This window comes from Leisingera aquaemixtae, assembly GCF_019801145.1.
In the GTDB taxonomy this organism is placed as follows: domain Bacteria; phylum Pseudomonadota; class Alphaproteobacteria; order Rhodobacterales; family Rhodobacteraceae; genus Leisingera; species Leisingera aquaemixtae_A.
The window spans coordinates 113,615-138,424 of record NZ_JAHVJQ010000008.1 but is presented as its reverse complement, the minus strand read 5'-3'; the positions used below and the strand labels follow the sequence as shown (position 1 = coordinate 138,424).

The window sequence follows — 24,810 nt, the reverse complement described above, 5'->3', positions numbered from 1 at the left end:
CGCCTATCCGTTTGAATGAAGAAATTCTGTCATGCGCGACAGGGTTTCCTGCCGCCCGATCAATTTGCGGAAGGCGGCTGTTTCCGCGTCGAGCCCTGCGCGGACGCCGTCAAGCCGTGCGTCATTCCAGATCATCGACTTGGCAGCGAGTGCGGACTCCGTCTCGATGCCGCCCAGCAATGCCAAAGCCCGGGTTTCCGGATCTGCATCCACCGCCTGTACCAATTCGAGGCGCTGAAGTTCCAGTGCCCCGAACCGGTGATTTGCCATCAGCCAGCTCTGTGCCGGCCCGGCACCGGTCAGTTCCGGCAAAAGCGCAGTCCAGCCTCCGTCCGGGGCAAATCCCATGACACCGTAGTAAGGCTGCACAAAAGCGTCTGGTGCCGCTGCCGCCAGATCGGAGGCAAACAGGATCCCTGCCGCCCCTCCTGTTGCTGCGCCGCGTACAGCCGAGGCAATCACTACAGGCATCTCAATCATGCGCATGATCAGGTCCTGCAGAACCGGGACCACTACGTCTGCGTAGTTCTCCGCGCGGCCGGCCTGGGCCGCCTCTAAGAACCGGCCGATATCGCCGCCTGTCGAGAAGTTGCGCCCGCCGATGATCAGCGCCTTTTGAACGCCGGATTGCTCCAGCGCATCAAGCGCCTCGTGCAGTTCCGTCAAGAGGCCAGGCTCCAGCGCATTGGCCCGTGGCGCGCTGAGCGCGATCCGGAAACACGGTTCCCCGTTTTGCAGCTCTACCTTGTCACAAGCCACCAGTGCGGTCATGGCGCCAGCCCGTTGCAAATGAACTTGTGGGCCTCGGCAACGACCCGGCCGATGTCGGCCTCGTCTTCCCAAAGAACGAACCGTTCGCCCAGCGTCTTGGCAATGCCCATCAGGGCCCAGGCGCGCACTTCGGCATCGCCGGGCGATATCTCTCCTTTTTCAACCGCCTGATCCAGCTGGTCAGCATAGGCCTTGCCGAATGCGGTGTAATACTCGCGGTAAGCTTCGGGATCGACGAAACGGGCCTCTTCCACAATGCGGTACTGCAAGGGCCGGTCGCGCACCACGGTCAGATAGGCTTCGAGGCCTGCCCGCTCGGCCTCGAGCCGGTTTGCAGCACCCGCGATCCGTTCCGCAGCCTGGGACCGGGTTGCATGGCCCATGTCCTGCACCAACTCACGGAAGACTTCGTCCTTGCCGGAAAAATAGATGTAGAAAGTGCCCAGCGCGGTGTCGGCAGCGCGGGTGATATCGGCGATGGACGCTGCAGAAAACCCCTTTTCGCCGATCACTTGCTCGGCTGCGGCAAGGATCTTCGCCCGGCGCTCCATTCCACGCTTTGTTTTGGGTTTGGCGGATGTCGGCTTGGTCATCAGGTTGTTTCTTTATCTTGAATTTCTGTTGCGAGCCCTTCTGCCGCAACAAAGCTTCGGATGGCATTGCAAAAGGCCTCCGGCTCTTCCAAATGGGGCGAGTGCCCTGAATGCTGGAAGCATTCCACGCGCGCCTGTTGTGCCTGCGAAGCGATAAAACGCGCTGTTTCAACACTGTAAAGCCGGCTCTGTGCGCCGCAGCAGACAAGATACGGGATGTCGATCAGGGGGATCGTCTGCCGCTCATCCATGGTGGCCAGGTCATCCCAAAGCGGTCGCAGGCGCGCCGGGTCTTGCACCAGCAGAAATTCTTCAACACTCTCGCGGCTCAGGGCCGGAGCGCTATTGCGGGCATACATATTGCGCACGATGCTGCCGGCGATACGAGGCCACTCCGGCACAATCCTGCCGGAAGTTTCCAGGATGGCTTCGGCACTCTGCCCAATCAAACCATGTTCCCAGTCCGCGCCCGGCAGCATCCGGGGGCTCATGTCAATGGTGACAAGCCCGCGCAGGCCGGATGTCCCATGCTGCGCCACATAACGCCAGGCAACCCCGGCCCCCATGGACCAGCCGACCAGAATGGGCCGGTCCAGGCGGTCGATCCACCGTTTTACAAGCGCCGCGCAGCTGTCCAGGCTGGCGTCATCCTCCAGCCTGTTTCCATGCCCAGGCAGATCCGGAGCATAACAGGTGAAGCCGGTCCCCAGCCGTTGCGCCATGTCATCGAACACGGCCCCGTTCATGGACCAGCCGTGCAGAAAGAGAACAGGAACAGTCATGACGCGCGCCGTTCGCGCAGCCTGCCGACGATGCCGGTTGGGAAGAAGTAGACGCTTAGGATGAACAGTATGCCCAGCCACATCAGCCAGCGGTCAGGGTTCAGCAGGTCCGGGATCAGCGGCAGGGCAGAGGTAGCTTCCGAGGCGGTGCCCATCAAGTTCTGGAGGTAAGTCTGCGCCAGGATAAACAGCGTTGCCCCGACAACAGCGCCATACATTGTTCCCATGCCGCCGATCACCACCATCAGCAAAATGTCGAGCATGATTTCAAAGCTGAGCGTGGTATCCGGCCCGACATAGCGCAGCCAGATGGCAAAGAGGCTTCCGGCAAAGGCCGCGGTCGCTGCCGACAGGCAAGTTGCGGCGGTGCGGTACCAGACCACGCGGTAGCCGATTGCCTCGGCCCGGAAGTCGTTCTCGCGGATTGCCTGCAGCACCCGGCCGAAAGGCGAATTCACGATACGCAGCAGCAAAAGGAACAGGATCAAAGAGGCGGTGAACACCAGATAGTAGTTCAGGGTTTTGCCGCTGATCCGGGTTCCGAGAAACTCACCCATGCGGTTGGCGGAGGTCAGCACCCGCGGGATCTTGTAAGTCAGCCCGTCTTCACCGCCAGTGATCCCCGAGAACTGCGACACCAGGACAGCAACTGCTGAAGCAACGGCGAGTGTGATCATGGCAAAGAAGATCGCCCGCACCCGCAAGCTGAACAAGCCGATCAGCAGGGCCAGAACAACCGCCGCCAAGGCGCCGGACACCGTCCCGGCCAGAAGTGCGTCAAACCCGCGCCCCAAATGCGTGGATGCCAGCGCGACACCATAGGCGCCAAGGCCAAAGAACATCGTGTGGGCAAAGCTGACGATCCCGCCGTAACCCAATAGAAGGTCATAGCTTGCCACCAGCAGGATGAAAATGCAGATCCGAGCAGCAGTATCGAGCGGGCGCACACCATCAAACAAGAACGGCGCCCCGGCCAGGCAGATTAGGATCACCATCAGCAAGGCCGTCAGAACGGCGGAGCGCGGCTTGTCCCCTGAGAGCAATTTGACGATCATCTTATTTCGCCTTCACAACTGGCATCATGCCTTGCGGCCGCCACATCAGGATTGCAGTCATCAGCGCGATGTTCGACACCAGCGCCAGCTTCGGTTCCAGAAAGGCCACATAGTTCTGCAGCAGCCCAACCAGAAGCGCCCCGATAAAGGCTCCCTCGACCGACCCAAGACCGCCGATGATGGCGACGATGAAGACCAGAACCATCATTTTTTCGCCCATCCCTGCGGTGATGACCTCTTGGTACAGGCCCCACATCACCCCGCCCAACCCGGCAAGGGCAGACCCTGCAATGAATACGCCGACAAAGACCAGGCGCAGCCGGTAGCCCAGCGCTTCGACCATCGGGCCGTTTTCCACCCCGGCACGCACGATCAGGCCGATCTTGGTGCGGCGCAGAACCATGCGCATGGCAATGAACAGGACCAGCCCGATCCCCACCGCCATCAGGCGATATTTCTCCATCGCGGCACCGGCAAAGGTGATTGCGCCCTTCAGCGTTTCCGGCCGGTTGATGAAGATTTCATCCGGGCCCCACACGACATGGATCAGCTGCTCGATGACGATCAGCCCGCCGACGGTGACAAGGATCTGTTTGAGATGTGCCCCGTAAACCGGCTTCACGATGATCCGCTCAAATCCCCAGCCCATGACTCCCGTGGCGGCCATGGCGGCTGCTACGGCCAGAAACACGGCAGACATGTTGAGGAGCAGCGATGCGGTGCCGGTCCACTCGCCTAGCGTTATGAGCACGGAAACCCCGACAAACGCGCCGACCGACACGAACGCCCCGTGGCCGAAATTGATCACGTCCATCAGCCCGAAGACCAGTGTCAGCCCAGAGGCCATGATGAAGATCATCATCCCCATGGCCAGGCCCGACACAGTCAGCGTCAGCCAGGACGAGGGCACGCCGATAGCAAAGAAACCAAGAAGCACCAGCAAGGGGATGAGCAATACAGGCATCGCCCCATCCAGCCGTTCCGTCAGGCTGATGCTCGCAAAGGTCGGTCTGTGATCGGGGGCTGCGGTCATCTCAATGCGCCTCCATGCTGAGACCCATCAGGCGTTCCTGAAGGTCCTTGTTTCCGGCGAGTTCGGCCATTTCTCCGGCCCAGCTCACCCGCCCGTCATCCATAACGGCAGCGCTGTCACCCAGCGCTTTGGCGACCGAGAAGTTCTGCTCCACGAGAAGAATGGACGCGCCCTGCGCCTTCAACTCCCGCAACGCCTGGGCCATGGTCGACACGATTGCCGGGGCGAGCCCCTTGGTGGGTTCGTCGATCAGATAAAGCTTGCGCTCTTCGGCCATTGCGCGGGCAATTGACAGCATCTGTTTCTGCCCCCCGGACAGGTTGCCCGCCTCGCTATTCCAGAAGGTTCCCAGCGCCGGGAAGGCGCTCAGCAGCCATTCCTTGCGCTTGGGGGCCAGCGGGCCGGAGGTACAGCCCAGCACCATGTTCTCTTCCACCGTCAGATCACGGAAGATCCCCATATCCTCTGGCACGAACCCTATGCCGGCCCTTGCGCGCACCGGAACCGGCAAACGGGTAATGTCTTGGCCGTCAAACAGAATTTGACCGGCCTTTGCACCCCACTGACCCATAATGGTCTTGAGCGTGGTCGTCTTGCCCACGCCGTTGCGGCCCAGCAGCATCGTCACCTGCCCCCGCGGCACAACAAGGTCGACCCCCTGAAGGATGTGGTACTGCGCGATGTCGGTATGCACCGCGTTCAGCGACAGGATCGGGTCAGACATGATCCAGCTCCTTGCCCATGTAGGCCTCTTGCACCACTGCGGATGCCATAACCTCGGCAGGCGGGCCATCGGCGGCCAAGGCGCCATTGTGCAGAACGATGATGCGGTCGGCGAGGCTGCGGATCACATCCAGTTTGTGCTCGACCAGCAGCACCGTGCGCTCGCGGTCCGCCTTGATCTCGGCAATCAGGTCAAGGATCACCGGCGCCTCGTCCACGCTCATCCCTGCCGTGGGCTCGTCGAACATGTAAACCATCGGGTCCAGTCCGATCAGCAGCGCCACTTCCAGCTTGCGCTGATCGCCGTGGGACAGTTCCGCCACCAGTTGCTCCTTCTGGGTGTCCAGCCGGACCCGTTCCAGAATGGCCATCGCAGCGACGGTCAGCTCGGTGTGGCTGTCCGCCATAGAGAACAACCCGAACCCCTTGTGCTGGCGGGATTGGATCACAAGACGCACGTTTTCCAGAACTGACAGGCTGGGAAACAGATTGGTCAGCTGAAAGGCGCGCCCCAATCCGCGGCGGCAGCGGGCGGCAACGCCTAACCGGGTGATATCTTCCCCCAGCAGCTTGACCGTCCCGGAGCTTGCCGGGATCTGACCCGAGATCAGGTTGAAATAGGTCGTCTTTCCGGCGCCGTTGGGGCCGACGATGGCCGTCAGCTCACCTGCGTGAAAGCTGCAGGACACCGCGTCGACAGCCACATGACCGCCGAACCGCACGGTCAGAGCCTGGGTTTCCAGAAGTTTTTGGGTCATTGATCTTTGTCCTGCCCGCGGGGCGGCTGCTTGCCCCCCGCGGGTTTGCCGGGCAATTCCCCGCCAGTTACTGGTTACGGATCGGTATGCTCATTTCTTCCATGCCGATTTCGCGCACAAGCACCGGCACACCGTAGTCCTTGCCGTCCTGAATCTCGGTACGGAAATGATACATGGGCTGCATCGCCTGATGGTCTTCAGCGCGGAATTGCATGGTTCCCTTCGGCGTCTCCCAGGCCATGCCTTCCATTGCTTCTATCAGCGCATTGGTGTCCTCAGCGCCGCCGGCCTTCTTGATTGCCTCCACAATCGCCAGCCCCGATGCCATGCCGCCTGCCGTAAAAAAGTCCGGCGGGCTGCTGAAGCGCTCGAAATGTGTTTTCACCAGCCATTCGTTCACCGGGTTCTGCGGAATTTCGTAATAGTAATAGGTCGCGCCTTCCATACCCGGCAGCTCTTTGTACGCCTTCAGAGCAGCCAGAATGTTGCCGCCGGTCGCAATCTCAATACCAAAGCGCTCAGGCTCCATGGCATTGATCTTGCCCATCGGGTTGCCGCCGCCGGCCCAGATGATGAACAGTTTCTTGTCGCCGTCGACCTCACCCATCTTGGTGAAGATCCGCTCGGCTGCCGCCGTGAAGTCGGTGGTGTCGGTCGGCACGTATTCTTCATGGGCGATGGATGCACCCGTGGCTTCCAGCGCCTCCTTGAACGCCGCAACACCGTCGCGCCCGAAGGCATAATCCTGCGCCAGGGTTGCGATGGTGACACCCTCGCCGCCCAGGGCTACCGCATTGGCAATCGCATCCTGCGATGAATTGCGCCCGGTGCGGAAGATATAGGGGTTCCAGTTCGCGCCGGTGATCGAGTCCGCCACGGCAGGCTCAACGATCAGGATGCGCTCATACTCCTCTGCAACCGGCAGCATCGCCAGCGCCACTCCCGAACTCACCGGACCAACAGCAATATGGGCGTCATCATCGCCGAAGGCCTCCTCCAGCTGCGCACGCCCTATATCCGGCTTCAGCTGCGTGTCCTTTTCGATCAGGACAATCTTCTCGCCATTGACCTCCATGGTGCCGCCCGTGGCGTACTCCAGCCCCAGCTTCAGGCCATTGTGCGACTGGGCCGCATAGGCCTCAAACGGGCCAGTTTTGCCATAGACATGGGCAATCCGGATCTCGGCAGAGGCTGCAGACGACAACAACGCACCGGCAACCGTCAACGCAATATAGCGCAGCATGAGGACTCCTCCCTAAATCATCCCTGCCAAACATGAAACATGAATCAACTTTCATGTCAACTGCGCAAAGAAGAGGGGGCAGCAGCGCTAGACCTGAGAGTCCGCGCGATTTTCAAGGGAGCTGAATTGATTACTGAAGTTCCGCCCGCCGCATTCGGCACGTGCAAGAGCTGCTGCAATTCAGGTTTTTTGCATTCGAGCAGATTGCAGCAGATCAAAACGGCGACCACGGCCTCGTCAAGACCGGCGGGCCGGGAGGGCGATCGCTAAAGATGGAAGCCAAGAGAGAGGATATTTTGCCTCAACAGGCAAAACAATGCGCCGGAAATTTAGGAAGTGGCGGACCGAGGAGGATTCGAACCCCCGACCCCTTGATTCGTAGTCAAGTACTCTATCCAGCTGAGCTATCGGTCCACTGCGGCGGGGTTTAATCATAGCTCGGCACGGGCGCAACCCCAAAAGACGCTGGTTCAAACAATTCTTGCCGCATAGGTCGCCGGATCTCGCTGCGGGCATTGAAGCTGGTTACCGCCTCTCCGGCCTGGCTCAAAATAGGCGGTGCCCCGCAAGAACGATGCCAAGGTGCGAATGCCCCGAACCGGCCGAAAATGTGGTACTGTTGGCCGACCATTGCATTTTCAGCCGCAGCAGCTGCGCAACACTTGGCGCAAAGCAAATTGAAAGGGACAGCAGATGCCAGAGCGGCAGTCAGCGGCATTCCGGCTCAGGCCACTGGAGACCGGTGACCTCCCACACATGGCCGGGTGGTTCCAGAATGTCGCCGACCTGGCGCGCTTTGACCGGTCTGTTCGGGCACCCTTCAACACAACGGAGCTGGAGCGGTCATGGGGGCCAGCAATGGATGCGGAAAAAGACGCCTGCAAGTGCTGGTTCGCCATCACCACGGAAAAAGGTGAGCTTTGCGGAATTACCGGGCTGGAAAGCATATCGCCAGTGAACCGGGATGCAGTCATTGCGCTGTTCATCGAGGAAAACCGGCGCCGGCAAGGCATCGGCATCCGGTCTATGGCATTGCTTCTGGACTTTGCCTTCCTCCAGATCGGGCTAAATCGCGTTACATCCTACTACCGGGCTGACAACACGCGCAGCCAGCAAATGACCGCCCGCGCCGGCTTCAAAACAGAGGGCAGGATGCGGGAAGCCTGGTTCGCCGAAGGCCGGTACTTTGACATGATCACTGTCGGGCTGTTGCGCCGGGACTGGACTGCCAGCCGAGAGGGGCTGGCACAGGAGCTTGGCGCCGGCTGCAGTGCCAGCTTCCGAGGCGCCGGCGTCTCCGGGTGGTCATGGCCGCCCGGCCCGCAAGCCCGCCCCGGGTGAGCAGAGATACAACATCCGGCCCGGCAGCAGCAGAACACCGGCCCAGAATGGCAGCCGGTATCAGCCCATACTCACAGGAGGAGGACAGCTTGTGAGCGGCAAAAGCAAGACAACAAAGGTCCGGCGCCAGCTGGGAGCGGTGCTGTTTGCCGATGTGGTCGGATATGCCCGGCTGATGGGAAATGACGAAATCGACACATACAGCGCCCTGAAATCCCTCCTGGAACAACTTGAAGCAGCGTGCCAAGCGCACGATGGGCGGGTTGTAGCGGTCCGTGGCGACGGAGTTCTGGCACTGTTCGAGACGGCCACAAATGCGGTGAAATTCGGGGTCGAGCTGCACCGCATTGCAGATCAGAACAACAGCTCCCGTCCAGAGGACCAGCAGCTGCGCTTTCGCGCCGGCGTGCATATGGGCGAAATTCTGGTCGATGACCGCGGCATTCACGGCGACAACGTCAATATTGCAGCCCGGCTGCAGGAGATCGCTGAACCGGGCCGGGTCTTCGTCAGTTCTTCTGTTTACGAACAGATCCGCAATCGGCTGCGCTTCGGCTTTGAATTCATTGGCCCGCAACGGCTCAAGAACATCGCCGAACCGGTCCCGGCCTATTGCGTCCGCAGCGAGATCGAAGGCGCGGCCATGGCCGCCACCCTGCGACCGGCGACCCAGCCCGTGCATCCGCAAAAACCGGACGTCCCCTCGGTTGCTGTTCTGCCGTTTACCAGCCTGGGCGGAGATCAGTCTGACAGCTGGTTTGCCGACGGGCTGACAGAAGACATCATCCTGAACCTGTCCAAATTCAAGAACCTCTTCGTTATTGCGCGCAACTCCGCATTCTTTTTCAAGGCGCGGTCGATGCCGCCGCAGGAGGCCGCGCGCGAGCTGGGCGTGCGGTATGTCGCCCGCGGCAGCGTCCGCCGGGCAGCGGCACGGGTGCGGATTGCCATCGAACTGATTGACGCCGATTCCGGACGGACGATCTGGGGCGAACGCTACGACCGCGACATCGATGACATCTTTGCCATCCAGGATGAGGTCACTGACGCCATCGTCGCAGCGACGGCTGTGCTGATCGAGGCCCAGGAACGCAAGCGGATGGCGCAGGCCGCCCCCTCCGACCTGGCCGCCTACGGCTATGTCCTGCGCGGCCAGCAGTATATCTTCCGCTATACGCGGCGGGACAACAAAGAGGCCCAGTCCCTGTATGAAAGGGCTTTGGCCCGCGACCAGGACTATGCCCGGGCTTCGGCGGCAATTTCGCGCACCATGAACATTGACTGGCGGTATTCCTGGGCCAAGGACGCCGATCATGCGCTGGATACGGCGCTGGCTTTTGCGCAAAGAGCGGTGGAGCTGGATCCGACCGATGCCCGCGGCTTTGGCGAGCTTGGGTTTGTGCATCTTTACCGCAAGGAGCATGATGCTGCGATCGGTGCCTACCGGCGCGCCCTGGCGCTCAACCCGAATGATGCCGATCTCCTGTCGGACTACGCCGATGCACTGGCCCATTCCGGAGACAATGAAACGGCGATCAGCAACCTGAAGCAGGCGATGCGGCTCAACCCGTATTTCCCGGATCAGTATCTGTGGCACCTGGGCGGCGCATATTACAATCTCAAAGAATATGATGCAGTGATCGACACTCTGACGAGGATGAACAACCCGACTGAGGGCCAGCGCATGCTGGCTGCCAGCTATGCCCAGCTTGGCAAGATGGAACTGGCACGCGAGATGGCAGCCCGGCACCACGATGCACATCCGAATTTCTCGCTGGACCGCTGGGCCAAGGTGCAGCCCGACCGGCTCAAAGAAGACACCCAGCATTTCGTTGAAGGGTTGAAGAAAGCGGGGTTTTGACGGGCGGCAGCACTTCAGGCCGGTCCCTCCGACCTGCCGCTGGTTTTAATTACGCAGTGGTTCAGTCGCCTGAACCGCGCGCCTTTGCCCCGCTCACCTTGGCACCGCTGACTTTCGCGCCGCTCACTTTGGCGCCGCTAACCTTAGCACCGCTGACTTTGGCTCCGCTGACCTTGGCGCCGCTGATATCAGGACCACCACCGAAATAGACATCCAGAAGCACTTGCTCCAGCATGCCGGTCATCACGTCCATACGGATCGAGTAATCGGCCTTGTCATAGTCCCAGACCCGGATGTCGTTTGCGATCTGGTACTCGGCTGAGGCGACCCCTGTCACAGAAGGATCCAGAGGAGCGCGGGCTGCCTGACCTGCGGGACTATTCCCACCTGTTGCACTCTCGCCGTCACCGTGCACTAGGAATATCACCGGCTCTGGCAGCTCAAAATATGTGCCTTCATAAGAGAACCCGTAGATCCGCGCGAGCTTCGCATCTTCGCTCAGCTGATCCCCCAGGAAGTTGTTGCGCCCCCGCCCCTTCTGCCGCCGGTTCCGTGCGCGGGAAAACTCCTGCTCCCCTGCGCTGAAATCACCGACCTGTTTCCACAAGCCCTGACGGGGGCCGTGCGTAATCTCAATCACGGTTCCCTTGGGGAATTGCTGCTGATGCAGCCAAGGGTTGTTGTTCCCGCTGCCGACTTCATAGAGTCCGTTTTGCCCCTTGTCGGTCTGAGCCATAACCAGAACCCGGTCTCCTGGTGCAACAGTCTCACCGTTCACAGCAGTACCGCGCAAGTTAGGCAGATTGTTAACTGTGCCAACAGCGGCTCCTGCGATTTTAGGAACCAGCCTGATGTCGTCGATCAAACGTCCAAATAACAGCACTTCGGAAAAACTCAGTAATGACTCGGCCACCGTTCACACTCCCGTGGCTATGGAAACAACACCAGAAGATCTTTTCACATTTCCGCGGGCACGATTGGCGCTGCCCCAATTTCCGGAAAAGTCCCCCTAGGGAGGAAAGTAGCACAAAACGGCCAAAATTTACAGCCAATAGGCCCATCAGTTGCCCGGCACTCTTGTCCGCACCGAATGCGCATGGCTGTCCTCGTCCGGTTCATCCAGCCGGGGGCCTGCCTGGACCAGGCCAATGCCGCGCATCCGGAAGTTGCCTTCAATGATCGACTGGAACGCGCCGCCTGTCGATTTCCGGTCTACCATAAGCAGCGCCTGCTCTACTGCTGCATAGGTGAGGGTTTCCGCCTCCAGCATGCTCCACGCTGCCGCGAGATAAGAGCCCAGAATGTCCCGGGCTTCCAGCAGGGCCAAGCGAAAACCTTCAGGATCAGCGGCATAGCGGGTGTCGAATAACGCCTGCATGACCTCTCCGTAGTAGGGGCTTTCCTCCAGCTGGTCGGAGAGATCCTCCATCTCCGGCGTGATAAGACCATGCACCAGTAAACGCTCATGGAAGATATCCACCAGGATATCGAACATCGCTCCGGTCAAGGGTTCAGACAGCGCATGCTCGCTGCTCCAGCCGCGGACAAAGTCTTGCAGCGTCCGTGTATTCGCTGCCATCCGGATCTGCGCGTTCCCGGCAAGCTCTGCAAAACGGTTCAATTGGTTGAAGGTGTAAAGGTTGCCGCTGGTGTTTTCGAGCAGCTCCTCGACAACTGAACCAAAGTGCAGGGATGCGATCAGCGCCACCATATCCGCCGCGGATTCGTGAAAGCCGTAATACTCACCCGGAACATTCTCGGTTACCGGCATTCCGGCCATACTGTAGATGATGGCGTGGCCGATTTCATGAGCAACCACATCGAAATTCAGGCTGTATGCGCGGTACTCCCCGCCATGCTCACTGGTGCCGCCGGTCTCCAGAAACCCCCAGCCGATATGGGCATTGTCCAGGCTCGGCAGCAGGGACAACTCCAGCCGGTCGTAATCTCGGGCAAAATGCCAGGGGATTTCATGACCGAAATATTCTTCCCACACATCCAGGGTGAAATGCGCGGCGGCAAACAGATGCGCGGCCTCAAACCCCGGATCGGACGGCGTGATATGAAGGAAATGCCCATCATCATCCGGTTCCGGCGGCGCCTGCAGCTCTCCGTGCCAGGGCGGCAGGTACATGCCCGGTCCGGCAGGCCCCTGTACAATCGCGCCATAAGGGATTGTCTTGCCCAATGCGTTGACCGTGTACATCCGCGGTCCGGACGGCCCCGGGCCAATCGAGCCGGGCGGCGCGGAAATCTCGACCAGTTCCAGCACCGGGTCCTCGTTTCGGAAAGGGGATTGCGGAAACAGCAAAAAGCGGGTTCCCGGAGCTTCCTCCGCCATCTCGTACGGGTCTTCCATTCGGTCCTCCAACCCTGCGGAGGTTTCGCCCGATTGCCCTGCCTAGCCCCTGCTTTTTCGAGCAGATTGTGTTTTGCACCCCTGATGATACATGAATTCACGCCGGATCAGCTCAAAGAATTCTTCCGCACCGTTGAGGCCGATGGACTCAGCATAAGCGCCGAAGTCCTCGGGGACGTCCCGGTGGAGGCGCGTTTCGAAATACCAGACCGCCAGCTGCAGGCGGCCTGCATCAGTCTCTGGCTTGCCTGGCTCACTTATTGCGGCGATCTGCAGCTCTTTATCGGCCGCGCGCGCTTTCAGCCCGGCAAAGGCGCCTGCCTGCCGGAGTTCGGCCAGCAAGTGCGGCTCCAAGTCTTGTTGGCGGGCATCTATGGCAGCCCCGGCAAGGACTGTCTCCTCCATCTGGTCTTCATACTCCGCAGCCGTCAGCCCGTTCTCTTGCAGCCAGTTCTGCAGGTCTTTGCTGCGGAACAGTCTCTGCGCCTGCCGGTGGCTGTTCAGTTGGGTCAGGATTTCTTGCCGCTCGGCCTGGGCACCCTCACGGCGGGCCTCTTTCAATGCCAGCAATCGCAATGCAGCCCGGGTCCGGAACAGGCCGAAACGCTCCGGGTCCAGCCGCAGTTCATCCAGTACCCGCCGGTCTGTATACTGCAAACCTCGCTCTTGCGCCTCGACGCGCCGGACCAGCCCCTTCCAGGCCAAGGTGTACTCCATCGGTTCTGCAGCTGTGCCTGGCACACGGTCTTCGCCGTTTAGGAACGCCGCCATCCGGGCAAGCATCTCCTGAGCATCTTTGCGTTTCGTGTCTACCTGCCCGGTCTTCACCCAGGCCGAAAACCGGTCCAGCCAGGGCGCCGCAGGAATATCCGCGAGGATGTTCCGCCAGGTTCTTTGCTGATAAAACCGCGCCTTGGCGGCTTTCAGCACCGCTGCCGCCTGATCTGCATCCAGGACAGCACTGCTGACCGCGCTCTCCACCGTCGCGCGGATGGAAACCATCGGCTCGCTCAAAGGTGCGAACCCCAGTTCCGCCGGGCTGTGCAGAACCGCCACCTCGTCATCGTCACTGATCGCCCCCGCGGCATAGGCCTCGTATATCCTGCCAACGCCAATCATCCCGAAAGCTGACAATTCCGCGGCGCGCAGTGCCCCCATGCTGGCGCTCCCGAACACCGCAATGCCGTGCTCCAGTGCCCAGAGGATTTCCTTGTGCCAGACCGAGGGCACACCTTGGAAATACCCGTCTATCAACCCGATGGCCGTAGCCCCCAGACGGGCTGCCCGAAAGATATCGCCCTGGCCCGCGGGCGGCAGAACGGTGGCCTCCAGCACCGACTGAACGTCCTTGGCCCCGATTGTCGGGCCTGCGAAGACAACCGCACTCACTCCCGAGCCTCCGCTGCTTTCTGCACCCGTTCTCCGGCCACGAAATCCGGATCGTCATGCGGCGCTTCCAATCCGGGAATGACCGCCCTTACCACTGAGATTCCCAAATCGGAGCGTGACAGATCCACGATAAGGACCTGGGCCATCCCCGCGCCGGCAAGCTGGTGCAGGAGCCAGGCCTGATCTTCCTCGAAGGAAGGTGATGAAAACGATGGGCAATCCTGAAAGCGGTCCAAAGCCCGTGTCCGGGAAAGCAGATTGCGGACAAACTGCGCCCGCTCTGCTGAGGCCGCCGGGGTGAACTCCTCCGGGTCCAGATCATCGCGTGCGCCGGAAATATAGGTCAACCGGGTTTGCGCCGCTTCGGTCAGCGCCCGCAGCAGAGCAATAGAACGGTCCGGATGGCAGCCGCTGCCAATGCCGATGTGGCCGGGCACACTACCGGCTTCGCAAATCATGCAGTGAAACGCCGCAACACCAATGTCCGAAGCAATATTCCACACGCCAGCCAGCAACCCCGCCTGAGAAAACAGGTTCAGCGCTTCCTGGCAGCGCGGGTCGTCAATGGTTGCCGGGTCTAACCGCGGGCCCGGCGGCGCGTGATGCCACAGGGTGATCGCATCCCTTTCTATCAGCTCGCAAATAGCATGGCAGGCGGCCTCTGCCAGGCTGTTCCCGGAGGCAAGACCGTTGGTCGTTCTCGGAAACGCGCCCTGCCCGCCACAGGGCCGGGTAGTGTAATCTGTGTCCACCATTTCATATGGCAGCCAGTGCGCAAGGCCCGTTGCAAGATCGGCGCCCTCGATCCACAGCATACGGGATTGCGGGTCGAAACTGCCGCCGGTCACGCGCGGCAGCCGCCAGACATCGGCGACACGCGCCTCCTGCCGCAGATCCTGATAGCTGGCCGCGCGCAAGGGCAGCGCGACCCGTTCCGCATGCCAGGTCTCAACGGCCTCCATCACGCCCGATGCCCGGGCCGCGTCCAGCGTCAGCCCCTTGCCCAATGCCACAGCAACTGAGCGGGAATTGGGCCGCGTCACCATCACCGTCGGCAGGCCAACCCGGTCCAGCCCGGTCAGATTTGCAATCCGGGTGATGCCCATATCCGCCAGGTGCGGGCGGACAGCGGCCAGCGTCTGCGCCGGATCACACAGCCGGTGAGTGTCGTGCAGATATCCTTTCCGCTGTGCCTTTGGCATTAGGCTGGCCTCACTGTCATGACCGCCGCAAGATATCCGCCCTGGGCCAAGCCGCTTGTGGCGGACGTTACCGCAGGATGGTGGATCACAAGCTGCCGGTCAACAATGCGGCAGCGTGCTGTATTTGCTGTGCCGTCCGCAGGTCCGTTTGCCAGCAAGCAGAAAACCGGCCCCCGTTCCAAACAGATCCAAGGACTGCCACCGCTTCTCAATCCGACACAAAAGACCCCGGGCGATGCATGCCCGGGGCAGTTTGCCCTAGCGGGCATTCAGGGGAGGTTCTTACTTCTTGAGGTTGGTCCAGATCTGGTCGTAGACCGCTTGGGTCTCCTGGTCGCAGACCTCAATGAATACGCCATCGCCCGCATCGGCATGAGGGTTCTTTTCCGGTTGCGCGGCCAGAGCGGGATCCAGGAAATCGGCGACCCCGGTCACCCCGGCATTGTACTGCGCATAGTTGGTGACGGCGGCGATGTTTTCCGGTTCCAGCAGGAAGTCCATGAACTTCAGAGCATTATCGCGGTTGGGGGCGTCTTTCAGCAGAACCACATTGTCCATCCAGGCGACGTAGCCCTGGGTCGGATAGGCATATTCCACATTGGCGCCCTCCTCTCTCGCCTTGGCAGCAAAGCCATCGTAGATCTGCCCGACTGCCGCGTCGCCGGACACCAGCACTTCCTTGGCAGTGTCTGAGTTGAACGAGGCCCAATGCTGCTTGGCGTCCTGCAGCATGGCATTCAGCGCCTTTAGCTGTTCCCGGTCGGCGGAGCATTGCGGGATCCCCAGATGCAGCGAAGCCATCGCCATCACCTCACCCTGGCTGTCCAGCATGTTGATCTTACCCGACAGCTCTGCCGGCGGGTTGAACAGGATGTCGGTGGTCTGGATGTCGCCGCTGTAGGCGTCGCGGTTCACAGCAAAGGAGGTGGATCCCCACTGGTAGGGGATCGAGGAAGCGCGGCCCGGGTCGAAACTGGGGTCGGCCCACTCCGGGGCGATGTTGCCCTTGTTGGCCAGTTCGCCGTCGGCAATGGTGTCCAGCAGGCCCTCGCCTGCCATGATGCTGACCATATAGTCGCCCGGCACTGCCAGATCATAGGTGCCCATGCCACCAGCCTTCAGCGTTGCCAGCATGGATTCATTGGAATCGTAGGTGTCCATTGTCACCTCGATGCCGGTTTCCGCTGTGAACTTGTCCAGCACCTCCTGCGGCATGTATTCGAACCAGTGGTAGAGGACCAGTTTGCCCTCGGCCGCGGCGGCATTGGCGGCAACACTCAAAGCAAGGGTTGCGGCGCTGGCTATCAGCAGGTTTTTCATGTGTTTTCCTCCGGGTTGGATCATTTTGTATTGTCGGACTTGCTGACGAAGTAGCTGATGGTGACCATCACGATGGAGACGCTCAGCAGCATGGTCGAGATCGCCATGATGTTGGGTTTGATGCCCTGTTTGACGGAGCCGAAGATCGCGGTGGGCAGTGTCTCGATACCCGCGCCCTTGACGAAGTTGGTGATGATGAAGTCGTCGAGCGAGACGATGAAGGCCAGCAGGAAGCCGGAGATGATACCCGGTGCCATCAGCGGCATCAGGATCTTAGTGAAGGCCTGCCTGCGGGTTGCGTAAAGATCCATCGCCGCCTGTTCGAAGCTGTCCTCGATCCCCTGCATCCGGGCCGAAATCGGCAGGTAGGCGAAGGGTATGCAAAAGGCGATATGAGCAACCAGGATGGTCATGTAGCCGCGGGTGAAGCCGATCGAATTGAAGAAGATCAACGTGGCCACCGCAGTCACGATCTCCGGCACCATCAACGGCAGTGAGATCAGGCCGAAAGACACGGTGCGCAGCTTGAAGTTGCCGCCGCGGACCATCGCTGTGGCCGCCAGTGTCGCAATTGCAGTGCTGCAAGTGGCCGCAATGATCGCGATGGTGAAGCTGTTGAAGGCTGCGACTTTGAACTTCTCGCTTTCCGGCCCGGTGAACACATCGGCGTACCAGCGCAGGGAAATCCCTTCCCAGTTGGTGATCGATTGGGAGGCGTTGAAGCTGTAGATGGTGACGATCACCAGCGGGGCATATAGGACCACCAGACACAGCAGGGTGACGGAGCGGAAGCCCTTGTAGGCTTTGATATTGTCATTCACATGCGCCATGGCTCAGCCCTCTGTCTTGTCTGCTTTGGCCTGCTGGCGGGCGGAGAACATCAGAATGATCAGCACCATGGTCAGCAGGATCATTGAGGCGGCGGCGCCGAACGGCCAGTTGCCTGCGTTGCCCTTGAACTGCTCCTCAATCAGCGATCCGATCATGAAGTTCTTGGCGCCGCCCAGCAGATCGGGCGCCAGAAAGGATCCCATCGACGGCACGAACACCAGGATGCAGCCCGCTACGACGCCCGGTTTCACCGCGGGCAGCACGATCCGGCGCAGGGTGGTCCATTTGCTGGCATAGAGATCCGCCGCAGCCTCACTGAGCGAGAAGTTGTAGCGTTCCACCGCCGCATAGACCGGCAGCACCATGAACGGTAGGTAGGAGTAGAACAGGCCCAGCTGCACCGCAAAGTTGGTGTTGACGATGTGAATGGGGCTGTCGATCAGCCCGGTGCCGATCAGGAAATCATTCAGCGGCCCCTGATCGCGCAGCAGGAACTTCATCGAAACGGTGCGGATCAGCAGGTTCACCCAATAGGGAATGGTGATCAGGAACACCCAGACAGGCCGCACATTTTCGGGCCGCGTGGCGATGAAATAGGCGGTGGGGAAGCCGATCAGAAGGCTGAGCAGCGTCGCCGCCCCGGCCTGCCAGATCGAACGCCAGAAGATGGTGATATAGGTCCATTCGATGCTGGGGGGCTCATCCCCGAACAACCCGCGGTCAAAGAAGAACTGGTCATAGGCCGCGAGGCTGAACTCCCAGATCACTCCACCGCGGAATTCCTTGGTCAGGAAGGAATAGATCAGCATCATGCAGACGGGACCCAGCACAAAGATGCCGAGCACCGCCCAGGACGGCAGCAGCAGCCAGCCGCGGGCGTCCTTGTATGTGTCTGCGCGGGCTGAACCGCCGCTTGCTGCGCCTGCTGCCATCAGTCCATCAGGAGGCGCCCGGCCCCCAGCTCCATGTTGACGAAAATCTCGCTGCCCGGCTCAAAGATCCGCTTATTGCCGCGGTCGGAATTGGAGGTCCGCACAATGAACTGCGGCCCCTCGGCCAGATCGACCAGCGTGCTGATGTCGGTGCCGACAAAGATGTTCTCTGCAACCCGGCCCTTGAGGCTCTCGGTCTCCACCGGCACATCGGACATAAACAGCCGTTCCGGCCGCACAGACATATGCACCTTGGCGCCTTCGCCGATGCCCTCGACCGAGTTACAGGTCAGCGCGTGGCCGCCGCCCAGGTGGCAGAGCGCGCGGCCGTTCATGACTTGATCAACCGAGACTTCCAGCAGGTTTGTCTCGCCTATGAAATCCGCCACGAACATGTTGCGCGGTTGTTCATAGATTTCGGTCGGGGTGCCCAGTTGCTGCATCTCGCCCGCTGACATCACCGCGATGCGGTCGGACATGGTCAGCGCTTCTTCCTGGTCGTGGGTCACGAAGATGAAGGTGATCCCGGTTTCCCGCTGCAGATGTTTCAGTTCCAGCTGCATGGCCTTGCGCAGCTTCAGGTCGAGCGCCGACAGCGGCTCGTCCAGCAGAAGGACTTTAGGCTGTGGCGCCAGCGCACGCGCCAGCGCCACACGCTGCTGCTGGCCGCCTGAGAGCTGGGACGGTTTGCGTGCAGCGAATTGCGACAGCTGGACCAGTTCCAGCATCTCGCCCGCGCGCTTGCGGGCGGCGGCTTTGGATTTGCCGCGCATCTCCAGGCCAAAGGCCACGTTGTCCAGAATGGTCAGATGCGGGAACAGCGCGTAGTTCTGGAACACGGTGTTCACCGGGCGCTGATGCGGCGGCAGGCTTTCGATCTCGTCGCCGTAAAGCAGGATCTCACCCTCGGTCACATCCTCGAACCCGGCGATCATCCGCAAGAGGGTGGTCTTGCCGCAACCCGAAGGGCCCAGCAGAGTGAAAAACTCATTGTCCTTGATGGTCAGCGAGATCCGCTTAAGGGCGGTGAAGTCCCCATAGCGTTTGACCGCATTCCGCACATCAATCGCATCTGTCTTGTTGCCAGGCACTTGCGCCTCCCCATCTGCCGCGTGTCGTTTGAACCAGCATAGGAAGGCCGGGGGGCTTGCTTAAGAATTGACTCCCTCAGCAAATGTTAGCCTTTGCCTAACCTTTTAAAATAACTTCAAAATCAATGAATTGACCACTCCCAGACCAGTCCTGCGCCTGCTTCGGCAGCTCCTAATCCGCGCAGCGGAAACCACAGCTTTGGCGCGGCAGCAGATATTGTTAAGGTCACAGAAGACATCCCAGCAGCAGGACAGCAGACAATGCAAAAAACGCGCACGGAACGGGATTCCATCGGCCAGGTTGAGCTGCCCGCAGATTGCCTGCACGGCATCCAGACAGAGCGGGCCCGGCAGAACTTCCCGATCACCGGGGTGCCGTTGTCGCATTTCCCTGCACTGGTGCGGGCGCTGGCGATGGTGAAATCCGCCGCCGCCCGCGCCAATGAGGAAACCGGCGGCCTGGTGACGGAGAAGGCAAAGGCAATTGCCGTCGTCTGCAAGGAGATTGTGCGCGGCCGCCACCACCGGCACTTTAGCGTCGACATGATCCAGGGCGGGGCGGGCACCTCCACCAACATGAACGCCAATGAGGTGATCGCCAATCTGGCGCTGCTGCATATGGGGCACCCGCCCGGTAGCTACGCGCATCTGCACCCGAATGACGACGTGAACCACGGTCAGTCCACCAATGACGTCTACCCGACCGCGATCCGGCTGGCGGTGCTGGCCAGCACCGAACCGCTGTGCGAGGCGCTGCACCGGCTGCAGCAGGCATTCGGCGAACGTGCAGAGGCCTTTGACGGCATCCCCAAGGTTGGCCGCACCCAGCTGCAGGACGCGGTGCCGATGTCTCTGGGCATGGAATTCGCCTCCTTTGCCGTCACCGTGGGCGAGGACGTCGACCGGCTGCGCGATGTCAGCCGCCTGCTGACCGAGGTTAACCTGGGCGGCACCGCGATCGGCACAGGCGTCAACGCCGAACCCGGCTATGCCCCGCTGGCGCTGCAGTATCTGTCGGAAATGTCCGGGTTTGAGCTACAGCAAGCGGGCAACCTGATCGAGGCCTCGTCCGACCTAGGCGCCTTTGTCGCCTATTCCGGCATCCTGAAACGGGTGGCGGTGAAGCTCTCGAAGATCTGCAATGACCTGCGGCTTTTGTCCTCCGGCCCCCGCGCCGGACTTGGCGAGATCACCCTGCCCGCGGTACAGGCGGGGTCGTCGATCATGCCGGGCAAAGTGAACCCTGTAATCCCAGAGGTGGTCAATCAGGTCTGTTTCCAGGTGATTGGCAATGACCTCACCATCACCATGGCTGCGGAAGCAGGGCAACTGCAGCTGAATGCAATGGAGCCGGTGGTCGCCTACAACCTGCTAGAATCCATCCGCATCCTGAGAAACGCCGTTGACGTGCTAACGGAGAAATGCGTGAACGGCATTACTGCTAATGCAGACCGCTGCGCCGCCCTGCTGGACAACAGCCTGGTGCTGGCCACTGCTCTTGCCCCGCATCTAGGTTACGACGCCGCCGCCAGGATAGCCAAGGCAGCGCTGTCCTCGGGCCGCAGCATCCGCGCCGTACTGGAGGAAGAGGGCAGCCTGCCTGCGGACAGGATTTATGAAATCCTGTCACCCGCTGCCACGCTGAACGGGCCGGAGCGTTAAGCTCTGGCCCGCAGGTTCCGCAGGATGGCAAGCACAGCAATCAGCAAGAACATCACCTCGATCACGATGGCGCCGAGGTTGGGGCGGTAGACCAGCGACAGCATCACCAGCGCACCGCCCGCGATATTTGCGGCATTGAACGGGATCCTGTCCGCAGGCAGCGCACCACGCGTGGCCAGATAATAGGCCGCAACGATGATCACCGAGCCGGCAAGCCCGAGCGCGTCGAACCAGGTGATTTCCGCCATCACACGGGAAGATCCGTGGTCACCGCCAGATAGGATTTGCGCGCAATGTTGCTGCGGATGTCCCATAGGACAGGGGTGCCCTTGGCAATGATCCAGCTATCACCCGGTCCATAGATCACGGTTTCGCCATTGGCTTCATTGGTCAGTGCCACCTCACCGTCCAGCAAGGTAGCGTGCTCGTGAAAGCCGTAAGTGACGCGGTACTTGCCCTTGGTCACGCTATACAAACCGCCAAACACCGGATCACCGGGAGTGCCCAGCGCAAAACTGCCCGCACATTCAGGCGTGCCTTCAATGGTTTCCGAACCGATGTCCTCCGGCGTGCCCCAAGGCTCCAGGTCTCCGCGTTCCATGGTTTGCAGATAGGCGGTCATTGCCATGTCACATTCCTTAAGTTGTCAGATCTTCCAGAATCCGGTCCATCATCGCGTCGCATTGGCTGAGCTGGCTCAGCTCCAGATACTCGTCGGGCTTGTGCCCCTGCCCCTCCATCGAACCCGGACCGCAGACCACCGTGGGGATACCCAACTGGTCAAAGAACCCGGCCTCAGTGCCAAAGGCGACCTTGGTGGTGGTGTGGCTCTGGGCGAGCTTCTGGGCAAAAGGGACGACAGGGCTGTCTGCGGACACGTCGAGGCCGGGATAGGCGTTGTACTGCTCGACCTCGATGCAGGCCTTCGCCGGGAAACGGCTGCTGACCCGCTCGGCGGCAGCATGGATGCGGGCCAGGATGTCCTCGCCGCGGTCCGCCGCCAGATGGCGGTATTCGAATGTCAGCTCTGCCCGGTCCGGCACGATGTTAAGCGCTGTGCCGCCGATCATCTTGCCGACATGCACGGTCGAGTACGGCACTGCGTAAGCTGCATCCCGCGCGCCATTGGCAGCAAAATCCTCCTGCAGCGCCCGCAGTTCGGCCAGGAAGTCTCCAGCCAGATGCAAAGCGTTGGTTAAATTCGGGGCAAGTGCGGAGTGGCCGCTTTGGCCATGGCAAACCGCACGCAAGGCAGCCTTGCCTTTGTGGCCGATGGCGACTTTCATCTCCGTCGGCTCCCCCACGAAACAGGCCCGCGGCTTGCCGATCAGCAGCGCCAGGCGCTCCAGCATCTCCTGGATACCGACGCAGCCGACTTCCTCGTCATAGGACAGCGCGATCTTCAGCGGCTCTTTCAGTTCTGCTTTCGCCGCCCGATCAGCCAAAGCCAAGGCACTGGCAACATAGCCCTTCATATCGGTGGACCCGCGGCCATAGACCCGGCTGCCATCACGGGTCAGACGGAACGGGTCGCGGGTCCAGTCCTGCCCGTCCACCGGCACCACATCCGTGTGCGCAGACAGCAGAATCCCCTGCCCCCCCGGACCTTTCTCTGCATATAACCCGGTCTTGGAGCCATCCGGCGAGGGCAGCCGCATCACGGCAAAGCCCCGCTCAACCAGGAAGCCCTCCACATAGGCAGCCAGCTCCAGATTGGAGTTGCGGCTGACCGTGTCGAACCCGGTCAGCCGCTCCAGTATGTGCAGCGTCGCTGTCATTGTCAGTCCAGGGCCAGCTCGGTGATCTCGCGGCGGAAGGGCAGCGCATCGCCGATGTCCGGGCCGTCAAGCTCACGTGCATAGCGGTGGCCCGCGTAGGTCGCCCATGCAATCGGACCAGGCGCGCTGGCGTCGCCGATGATCTTGACCGACTTGATGCCGGCATCCGCCCATTCCGCCTCGCGGGCGCGCAGCTCTTCGTAGAGGCTGTCGTTGCCGGTGCGCGAGGCGACCATCACCACGGCATCCGCCTCGATGTTCCAGGTGCGGTCCGTGTAGGTGCAGTTGCTGACCACATGGCCCGCGTGGATTTCAGTCACCCCGCGGTTCAGCACGATCTCCACCCCGGCCTCGACCAGGCGCGGGTGGATCGCCACCTGTTCCAGCGTGTTGTTGGTCCAGTCGCTGACAAAGGCCGAGGGCGTGACCAGCGTCACCTGCGCGCCCTTGGAGGCCAGCAGTTCGGCCAGAACGCCGCCCATGTAATAGTGATCGTCGTCATAGACCACCACGCGGCCTTCGGGGATGGTGCCGTCCATCAGGTCGTCCGGCGTATAGACCTTGGCCCCTTCTGCAATCGGCATTGGCACTACGTGCTGGCGCGAGACTCCGTCCCGGCGCCAGGTGGAGCCGGTGGCGATACATATGTTCTCAAAACCGAACTCAAGGATACTGTCCGCATCCAGCGGGCTTTCGCGGTAGATCTCCACATTGGGGCGCTGGCTCAGCTGGTAGTCGCGGTAATCCACAACGCGGCCCCAGGCATTGAGGCCTGGCAGTGTGCGCTCGCGGGTCACACGCCCGCCGATCACATCCTTGGCCTCTGCCACCGCCACATCATAACCGCGGCGGCACAGCGCCCAGGCGGCTTCAAGGCCGGCAGGGCCGGAGCCGACCACCAGCACGTTGGAGCTGTCACCCTTGGTATTCATCTTCTCCGGATGCCAGCCCTTGCGCCATTCCTCCATGAAGGTCGGGTTCTGGGTGCAGCGGCTGATCGACATGGTCATGTCGCCGGTGATGCAGATGTTGCAGCCGATGCATTCACGGATGTCCTCGATCCGGCCCTCCTCGATCTTCTTTGGCAGGAAGGGGTCAGCAATCGAGGGGCGCGCACAGCCGATGAAATCGAGCGTGCCGGACTTCACCATCTTGGCCATCACATCCGGGCTGGTGAAGCGGCCGACGCCAACGATAGGCTTGTCGGTCAGCTCATGAATGCCCCGCACCAGCTGTTCCTGCGCGGCTTCTTCCTTGAAGCGCGACGGGCCCGAGCAGTCTTCCCAGGTGCCCTGTGCCAGGTCCCAAAGGTCCGGCAGGTCCTTGTTCATCTCGATATAGTCACGCACCTCAGCGTTGGAGAAACCCAGCTCGCCGATAGTCTCGTCCAGCGACACCCGCAGCGTAATCGCCATGGTGTCACCCACAGCATCGCGCATGTCGGCAATCACTTCCTGACTGAAACGCGCCCGGTTTTCCAAGGAGCCGCCGTATTCATCCGAACGCTGGTTGGTCGCCCGGCTCAGGAAGTGCTGAAAGATGCCAAAGCCATGCGCGCCGTAAAGGCAGATCAGGTCGAACCCGGCCTCTTTGGACCGCTTAGCCGCATTCACGAACCAGCGGCGCAGATCCTTGATGTCCTGCTTGTCCAGCGCGCGGGCTTGCACCGGGTCGTTGGTGAAGGTGCGGATCGGCAGCGCAGAGGGCGCCAGCGGCACCTCCTTGGAATAGAGGTTCGGACCGTTGATCCCGGAGTAGGCCAGCTGGATACCGGCCAGTGCGCCGTGGGTCTTCATCCGCTCCGACATCTTCCTGAGCTGCGGGATGTCCTTGTCCTCCCACAGGCGCAATTCGATGAAAGGCGTGATTTCAGAGGTGTGATGCATCTCGCACTGTTCAGTGAAGATGACGCCCCATCCGCCTTCGGCCTTGATGCCCCGCATCGCTGCCGCGGCAGAGGGGTCACGGTAGCCGCCGCCGTTGCAATGGGGCACCTGGTAAAAGCGGTTTTTGGCGGTGAGCGGGCCGATCTTCATCGGCTCGAACAGAATATCATAGCGGGGGTCGCGCAATTTCCATCTCCTTC

At 61.0% G+C, this 24,810-nt stretch carries 23 protein-coding genes and 1 tRNA gene; 3 read left to right on the top strand and 21 right to left on the bottom strand.

Annotation, left to right across the window (positions count from 1 at the left end; translation table 11 throughout):
- Window positions 1-3 precede the first annotated feature (3 nt).
- The 9 genes from KUW17_RS17380 to KUW17_RS17340 form a co-directional block, all read right to left on the bottom strand.
- Window positions 4-771, bottom strand: coding sequence for an enoyl-CoA hydratase/isomerase family protein (locus KUW17_RS17380; RefSeq protein WP_222481425.1), 768 nt, complete (start codon window positions 769-771; stop codon window positions 4-6).
- Window positions 768-1,364: a TetR/AcrR family transcriptional regulator gene (locus KUW17_RS17375; protein ID WP_222481423.1), complete on the bottom strand. Its 597-nt coding sequence runs from the start codon at window positions 1,362-1,364 to the stop codon at window positions 768-770. The genes KUW17_RS17380 and KUW17_RS17375 overlap by 4 nt, the downstream gene beginning before the upstream one ends.
- On the bottom strand, window positions 1,364-2,146 hold the full coding sequence (locus KUW17_RS17370; RefSeq protein ID WP_222481421.1) for an alpha/beta fold hydrolase: 783 nt from the start codon (window positions 2,144-2,146) through the stop codon (window positions 1,364-1,366). The genes KUW17_RS17375 and KUW17_RS17370 overlap by 1 nt, the downstream gene beginning before the upstream one ends.
- Entirely contained in the window at window positions 2,143-3,201 is a 1,059-nt protein-coding gene (locus KUW17_RS17365) for a branched-chain amino acid ABC transporter permease (RefSeq protein ID WP_222481419.1), read from the bottom strand. The genes KUW17_RS17370 and KUW17_RS17365 overlap by 4 nt, the downstream gene beginning before the upstream one ends.
- A gap of 1 nt (window position 3,202) precedes the next feature.
- Complete coding sequence (locus tag KUW17_RS17360) at window positions 3,203-4,234, bottom strand: branched-chain amino acid ABC transporter permease (protein ID WP_222481417.1); 1,032 nt, start codon at window positions 4,232-4,234, stop codon at window positions 3,203-3,205.
- A gap of 1 nt (window position 4,235) precedes the next feature.
- A complete protein-coding gene (locus KUW17_RS17355) occupies window positions 4,236-4,958 on the bottom strand; it encodes an ABC transporter ATP-binding protein (protein ID WP_222481416.1) in 723 nt (240 codons plus the stop codon).
- Window positions 4,951-5,715 (bottom strand): ABC transporter ATP-binding protein, encoded by a 765-nt coding sequence (locus KUW17_RS17350; protein WP_222481414.1) that lies wholly within the window; start codon window positions 5,713-5,715, stop codon window positions 4,951-4,953. Before KUW17_RS17350 ends, KUW17_RS17355 begins: the two co-directional genes overlap by 8 nt.
- A 67-nt stretch (window positions 5,716-5,782) precedes the next feature.
- Window positions 5,783-6,958: a substrate-binding domain-containing protein gene (locus KUW17_RS17345; RefSeq protein ID WP_222481412.1), complete on the bottom strand. Its 1,176-nt coding sequence runs from the start codon at window positions 6,956-6,958 to the stop codon at window positions 5,783-5,785.
- Between the two features lie 337 nt (window positions 6,959-7,295).
- Window positions 7,296-7,372 (bottom strand) — tRNA-Arg (locus KUW17_RS17340).
- Between the two features lie 279 nt (window positions 7,373-7,651).
- On the opposite strand from KUW17_RS17340, the gene KUW17_RS17335 reads away from it, so the two are divergent.
- Together KUW17_RS17335 and KUW17_RS17330 are read left to right on the top strand one after the other, a co-directional pair.
- Window positions 7,652-8,299, top strand: coding sequence for a GNAT family N-acetyltransferase (locus KUW17_RS17335; protein ID WP_222481410.1), 648 nt, complete (start codon window positions 7,652-7,654; stop codon window positions 8,297-8,299).
- A gap of 91 nt (window positions 8,300-8,390) precedes the next feature.
- Entirely contained in the window at window positions 8,391-10,160 is a 1,770-nt protein-coding gene (locus KUW17_RS17330; RefSeq protein ID WP_222481407.1) for an adenylate/guanylate cyclase domain-containing protein, read from the top strand.
- A 61-nt stretch (window positions 10,161-10,221) separates the two neighbouring features.
- Here KUW17_RS17330 and KUW17_RS17325 read toward each other — a convergent pair whose 3' ends face one another.
- The 8 genes from KUW17_RS17325 to KUW17_RS17290 form a co-directional block, all read right to left on the bottom strand.
- A complete protein-coding gene (locus KUW17_RS17325) occupies window positions 10,222-11,073 on the bottom strand; it encodes a hypothetical protein (protein ID WP_222481405.1) in 852 nt (283 codons plus the stop codon).
- 147 nt (window positions 11,074-11,220) lie between these two features.
- Window positions 11,221-12,519, bottom strand: coding sequence for a hypothetical protein (locus KUW17_RS17320; protein ID WP_222481403.1), 1,299 nt, complete (start codon window positions 12,517-12,519; stop codon window positions 11,221-11,223).
- A gap of 42 nt (window positions 12,520-12,561) precedes the next feature.
- Complete coding sequence (locus KUW17_RS17315; protein WP_222481401.1) at window positions 12,562-13,908, bottom strand: TfuA-like protein; 1,347 nt, start codon at window positions 13,906-13,908, stop codon at window positions 12,562-12,564.
- Window positions 13,905-15,110, bottom strand: a complete 1,206-nt coding sequence (locus KUW17_RS17310; protein WP_222481399.1) for a YcaO-like family protein — start codon at window positions 15,108-15,110, stop codon at window positions 13,905-13,907. The genes KUW17_RS17315 and KUW17_RS17310 overlap by 4 nt, the downstream gene beginning before the upstream one ends.
- A 282-nt stretch (window positions 15,111-15,392) precedes the next feature.
- Window positions 15,393-16,430, bottom strand: a complete 1,038-nt coding sequence (locus KUW17_RS17305) for an extracellular solute-binding protein (protein ID WP_222481397.1) — start codon at window positions 16,428-16,430, stop codon at window positions 15,393-15,395.
- 20 nt (window positions 16,431-16,450) lie between these two features.
- Window positions 16,451-17,260 carry an ABC transporter permease gene (locus KUW17_RS17300; protein ID WP_222481395.1) on the bottom strand — a complete coding sequence of 270 codons (810 nt, stop codon included), beginning with the start codon at window positions 17,258-17,260 and terminating at the stop codon, window positions 16,451-16,453.
- Between the two features lie 3 nt (window positions 17,261-17,263).
- A complete protein-coding gene (locus KUW17_RS17295; protein WP_222481393.1) occupies window positions 17,264-18,193 on the bottom strand; it encodes an ABC transporter permease in 930 nt (309 codons plus the stop codon).
- Entirely contained in the window at window positions 18,193-19,284 is a 1,092-nt protein-coding gene (locus KUW17_RS17290) for an ABC transporter ATP-binding protein (RefSeq protein WP_222481390.1), read from the bottom strand. Before KUW17_RS17290 ends, KUW17_RS17295 begins: the two co-directional genes overlap by 1 nt.
- A gap of 261 nt (window positions 19,285-19,545) precedes the next feature.
- Here KUW17_RS17290 and KUW17_RS17285 point away from each other — a divergent pair, with 261 nt between their 5' ends.
- Window positions 19,546-20,946, top strand: a complete 1,401-nt coding sequence (locus KUW17_RS17285) for an aspartate ammonia-lyase (RefSeq protein WP_222481388.1) — start codon at window positions 19,546-19,548, stop codon at window positions 20,944-20,946.
- On the opposite strand, the gene KUW17_RS17280 is transcribed toward KUW17_RS17285, so the two are convergent.
- From KUW17_RS17280 to KUW17_RS17265, 4 genes are read right to left on the bottom strand one after another with little or no spacing between them, the layout of a single operon-like run.
- The gene (locus tag KUW17_RS17280; protein WP_222481386.1) at window positions 20,943-21,194 is read right to left on the bottom strand and encodes a CBU_0592 family membrane protein; all 252 of its coding nucleotides are present in this window, start codon (window positions 21,192-21,194) and stop codon (window positions 20,943-20,945) included. The genes KUW17_RS17285 and KUW17_RS17280 overlap by 4 nt on opposite strands.
- Window positions 21,194-21,574: a cupin domain-containing protein gene (locus KUW17_RS17275; RefSeq protein ID WP_222481384.1), complete on the bottom strand. Its 381-nt coding sequence runs from the start codon at window positions 21,572-21,574 to the stop codon at window positions 21,194-21,196. The genes KUW17_RS17280 and KUW17_RS17275 overlap by 1 nt, the downstream gene beginning before the upstream one ends.
- A gap of 10 nt (window positions 21,575-21,584) precedes the next feature.
- Window positions 21,585-22,724 (bottom strand): acetylornithine deacetylase, encoded by a 1,140-nt coding sequence (gene argE, locus KUW17_RS17270; RefSeq protein WP_222481382.1) that lies wholly within the window; start codon window positions 22,722-22,724, stop codon window positions 21,585-21,587.
- 2 nt (window positions 22,725-22,726) lie between these two features.
- The gene (locus KUW17_RS17265) at window positions 22,727-24,796 is read right to left on the bottom strand and encodes an FAD-dependent oxidoreductase (RefSeq protein WP_222481380.1); all 2,070 of its coding nucleotides are present in this window, start codon (window positions 24,794-24,796) and stop codon (window positions 22,727-22,729) included.
- Window positions 24,797-24,810 lie beyond the last annotated feature (14 nt).

What these genes read in the sequence shown, in the direction of transcription:
- KUW17_RS17380 (WP_222481425.1), bottom strand. Translation starts at nt 771, where the DNA reads ATGACCGCACTGGTGGCTTGTGACAAGGTAGAGCTGCAAAACGGGGAA.
- KUW17_RS17375 (WP_222481423.1), bottom strand. Translation starts at nt 1,364, where the DNA reads ATGACCAAGCCGACATCCGCCAAACCCAAAACAAAGCGTGGAATGGAG.
- KUW17_RS17370 (WP_222481421.1), bottom strand. Translation starts at nt 2,146, where the DNA reads ATGACTGTTCCTGTTCTCTTTCTGCACGGCTGGTCCATGAACGGGGCC.
- KUW17_RS17365 (WP_222481419.1), bottom strand. Translation starts at nt 3,201, where the DNA reads ATGATCGTCAAATTGCTCTCAGGGGACAAGCCGCGCTCCGCCGTTCTG.
- KUW17_RS17360 (WP_222481417.1), bottom strand. Translation starts at nt 4,234, where the DNA reads ATGACCGCAGCCCCCGATCACAGACCGACCTTTGCGAGCATCAGCCTG.
- KUW17_RS17355 (WP_222481416.1), bottom strand. Translation starts at nt 4,958, where the DNA reads ATGTCTGACCCGATCCTGTCGCTGAACGCGGTGCATACCGACATCGCG.
- KUW17_RS17350 (WP_222481414.1), bottom strand. Translation starts at nt 5,715, where the DNA reads ATGACCCAAAAACTTCTGGAAACCCAGGCTCTGACCGTGCGGTTCGGC.
- KUW17_RS17345 (WP_222481412.1), bottom strand. Translation starts at nt 6,958, where the DNA reads ATGCTGCGCTATATTGCGTTGACGGTTGCCGGTGCGTTGTTGTCGTCT.
- KUW17_RS17335 (WP_222481410.1), top strand. Translation starts at nt 7,652, where the DNA reads ATGCCAGAGCGGCAGTCAGCGGCATTCCGGCTCAGGCCACTGGAGACC.
- KUW17_RS17320 (WP_222481403.1), bottom strand. Translation starts at nt 12,519, where the DNA reads ATGGAAGACCCGTACGAGATGGCGGAGGAAGCTCCGGGAACCCGCTTT.
- KUW17_RS17310 (WP_222481399.1), bottom strand. Translation starts at nt 15,110, where the DNA reads ATGCCAAAGGCACAGCGGAAAGGATATCTGCACGACACTCACCGGCTG.
- KUW17_RS17305 (WP_222481397.1), bottom strand. Translation starts at nt 16,430, where the DNA reads ATGAAAAACCTGCTGATAGCCAGCGCCGCAACCCTTGCTTTGAGTGTT.
- KUW17_RS17300 (WP_222481395.1), bottom strand. Translation starts at nt 17,260, where the DNA reads ATGGCGCATGTGAATGACAATATCAAAGCCTACAAGGGCTTCCGCTCC.
- KUW17_RS17295 (WP_222481393.1), bottom strand. Translation starts at nt 18,193, where the DNA reads ATGGCAGCAGGCGCAGCAAGCGGCGGTTCAGCCCGCGCAGACACATAC.
- KUW17_RS17285 (WP_222481388.1), top strand. Translation starts at nt 19,546, where the DNA reads ATGCAAAAAACGCGCACGGAACGGGATTCCATCGGCCAGGTTGAGCTG.
- KUW17_RS17280 (WP_222481386.1), bottom strand. Translation starts at nt 21,194, where the DNA reads ATGGCGGAAATCACCTGGTTCGACGCGCTCGGGCTTGCCGGCTCGGTG.
- KUW17_RS17275 (WP_222481384.1), bottom strand. Translation starts at nt 21,574, where the DNA reads ATGGCAATGACCGCCTATCTGCAAACCATGGAACGCGGAGACCTGGAG.
- argE (WP_222481382.1), bottom strand. Translation starts at nt 22,724, where the DNA reads ATGACAGCGACGCTGCACATACTGGAGCGGCTGACCGGGTTCGACACG.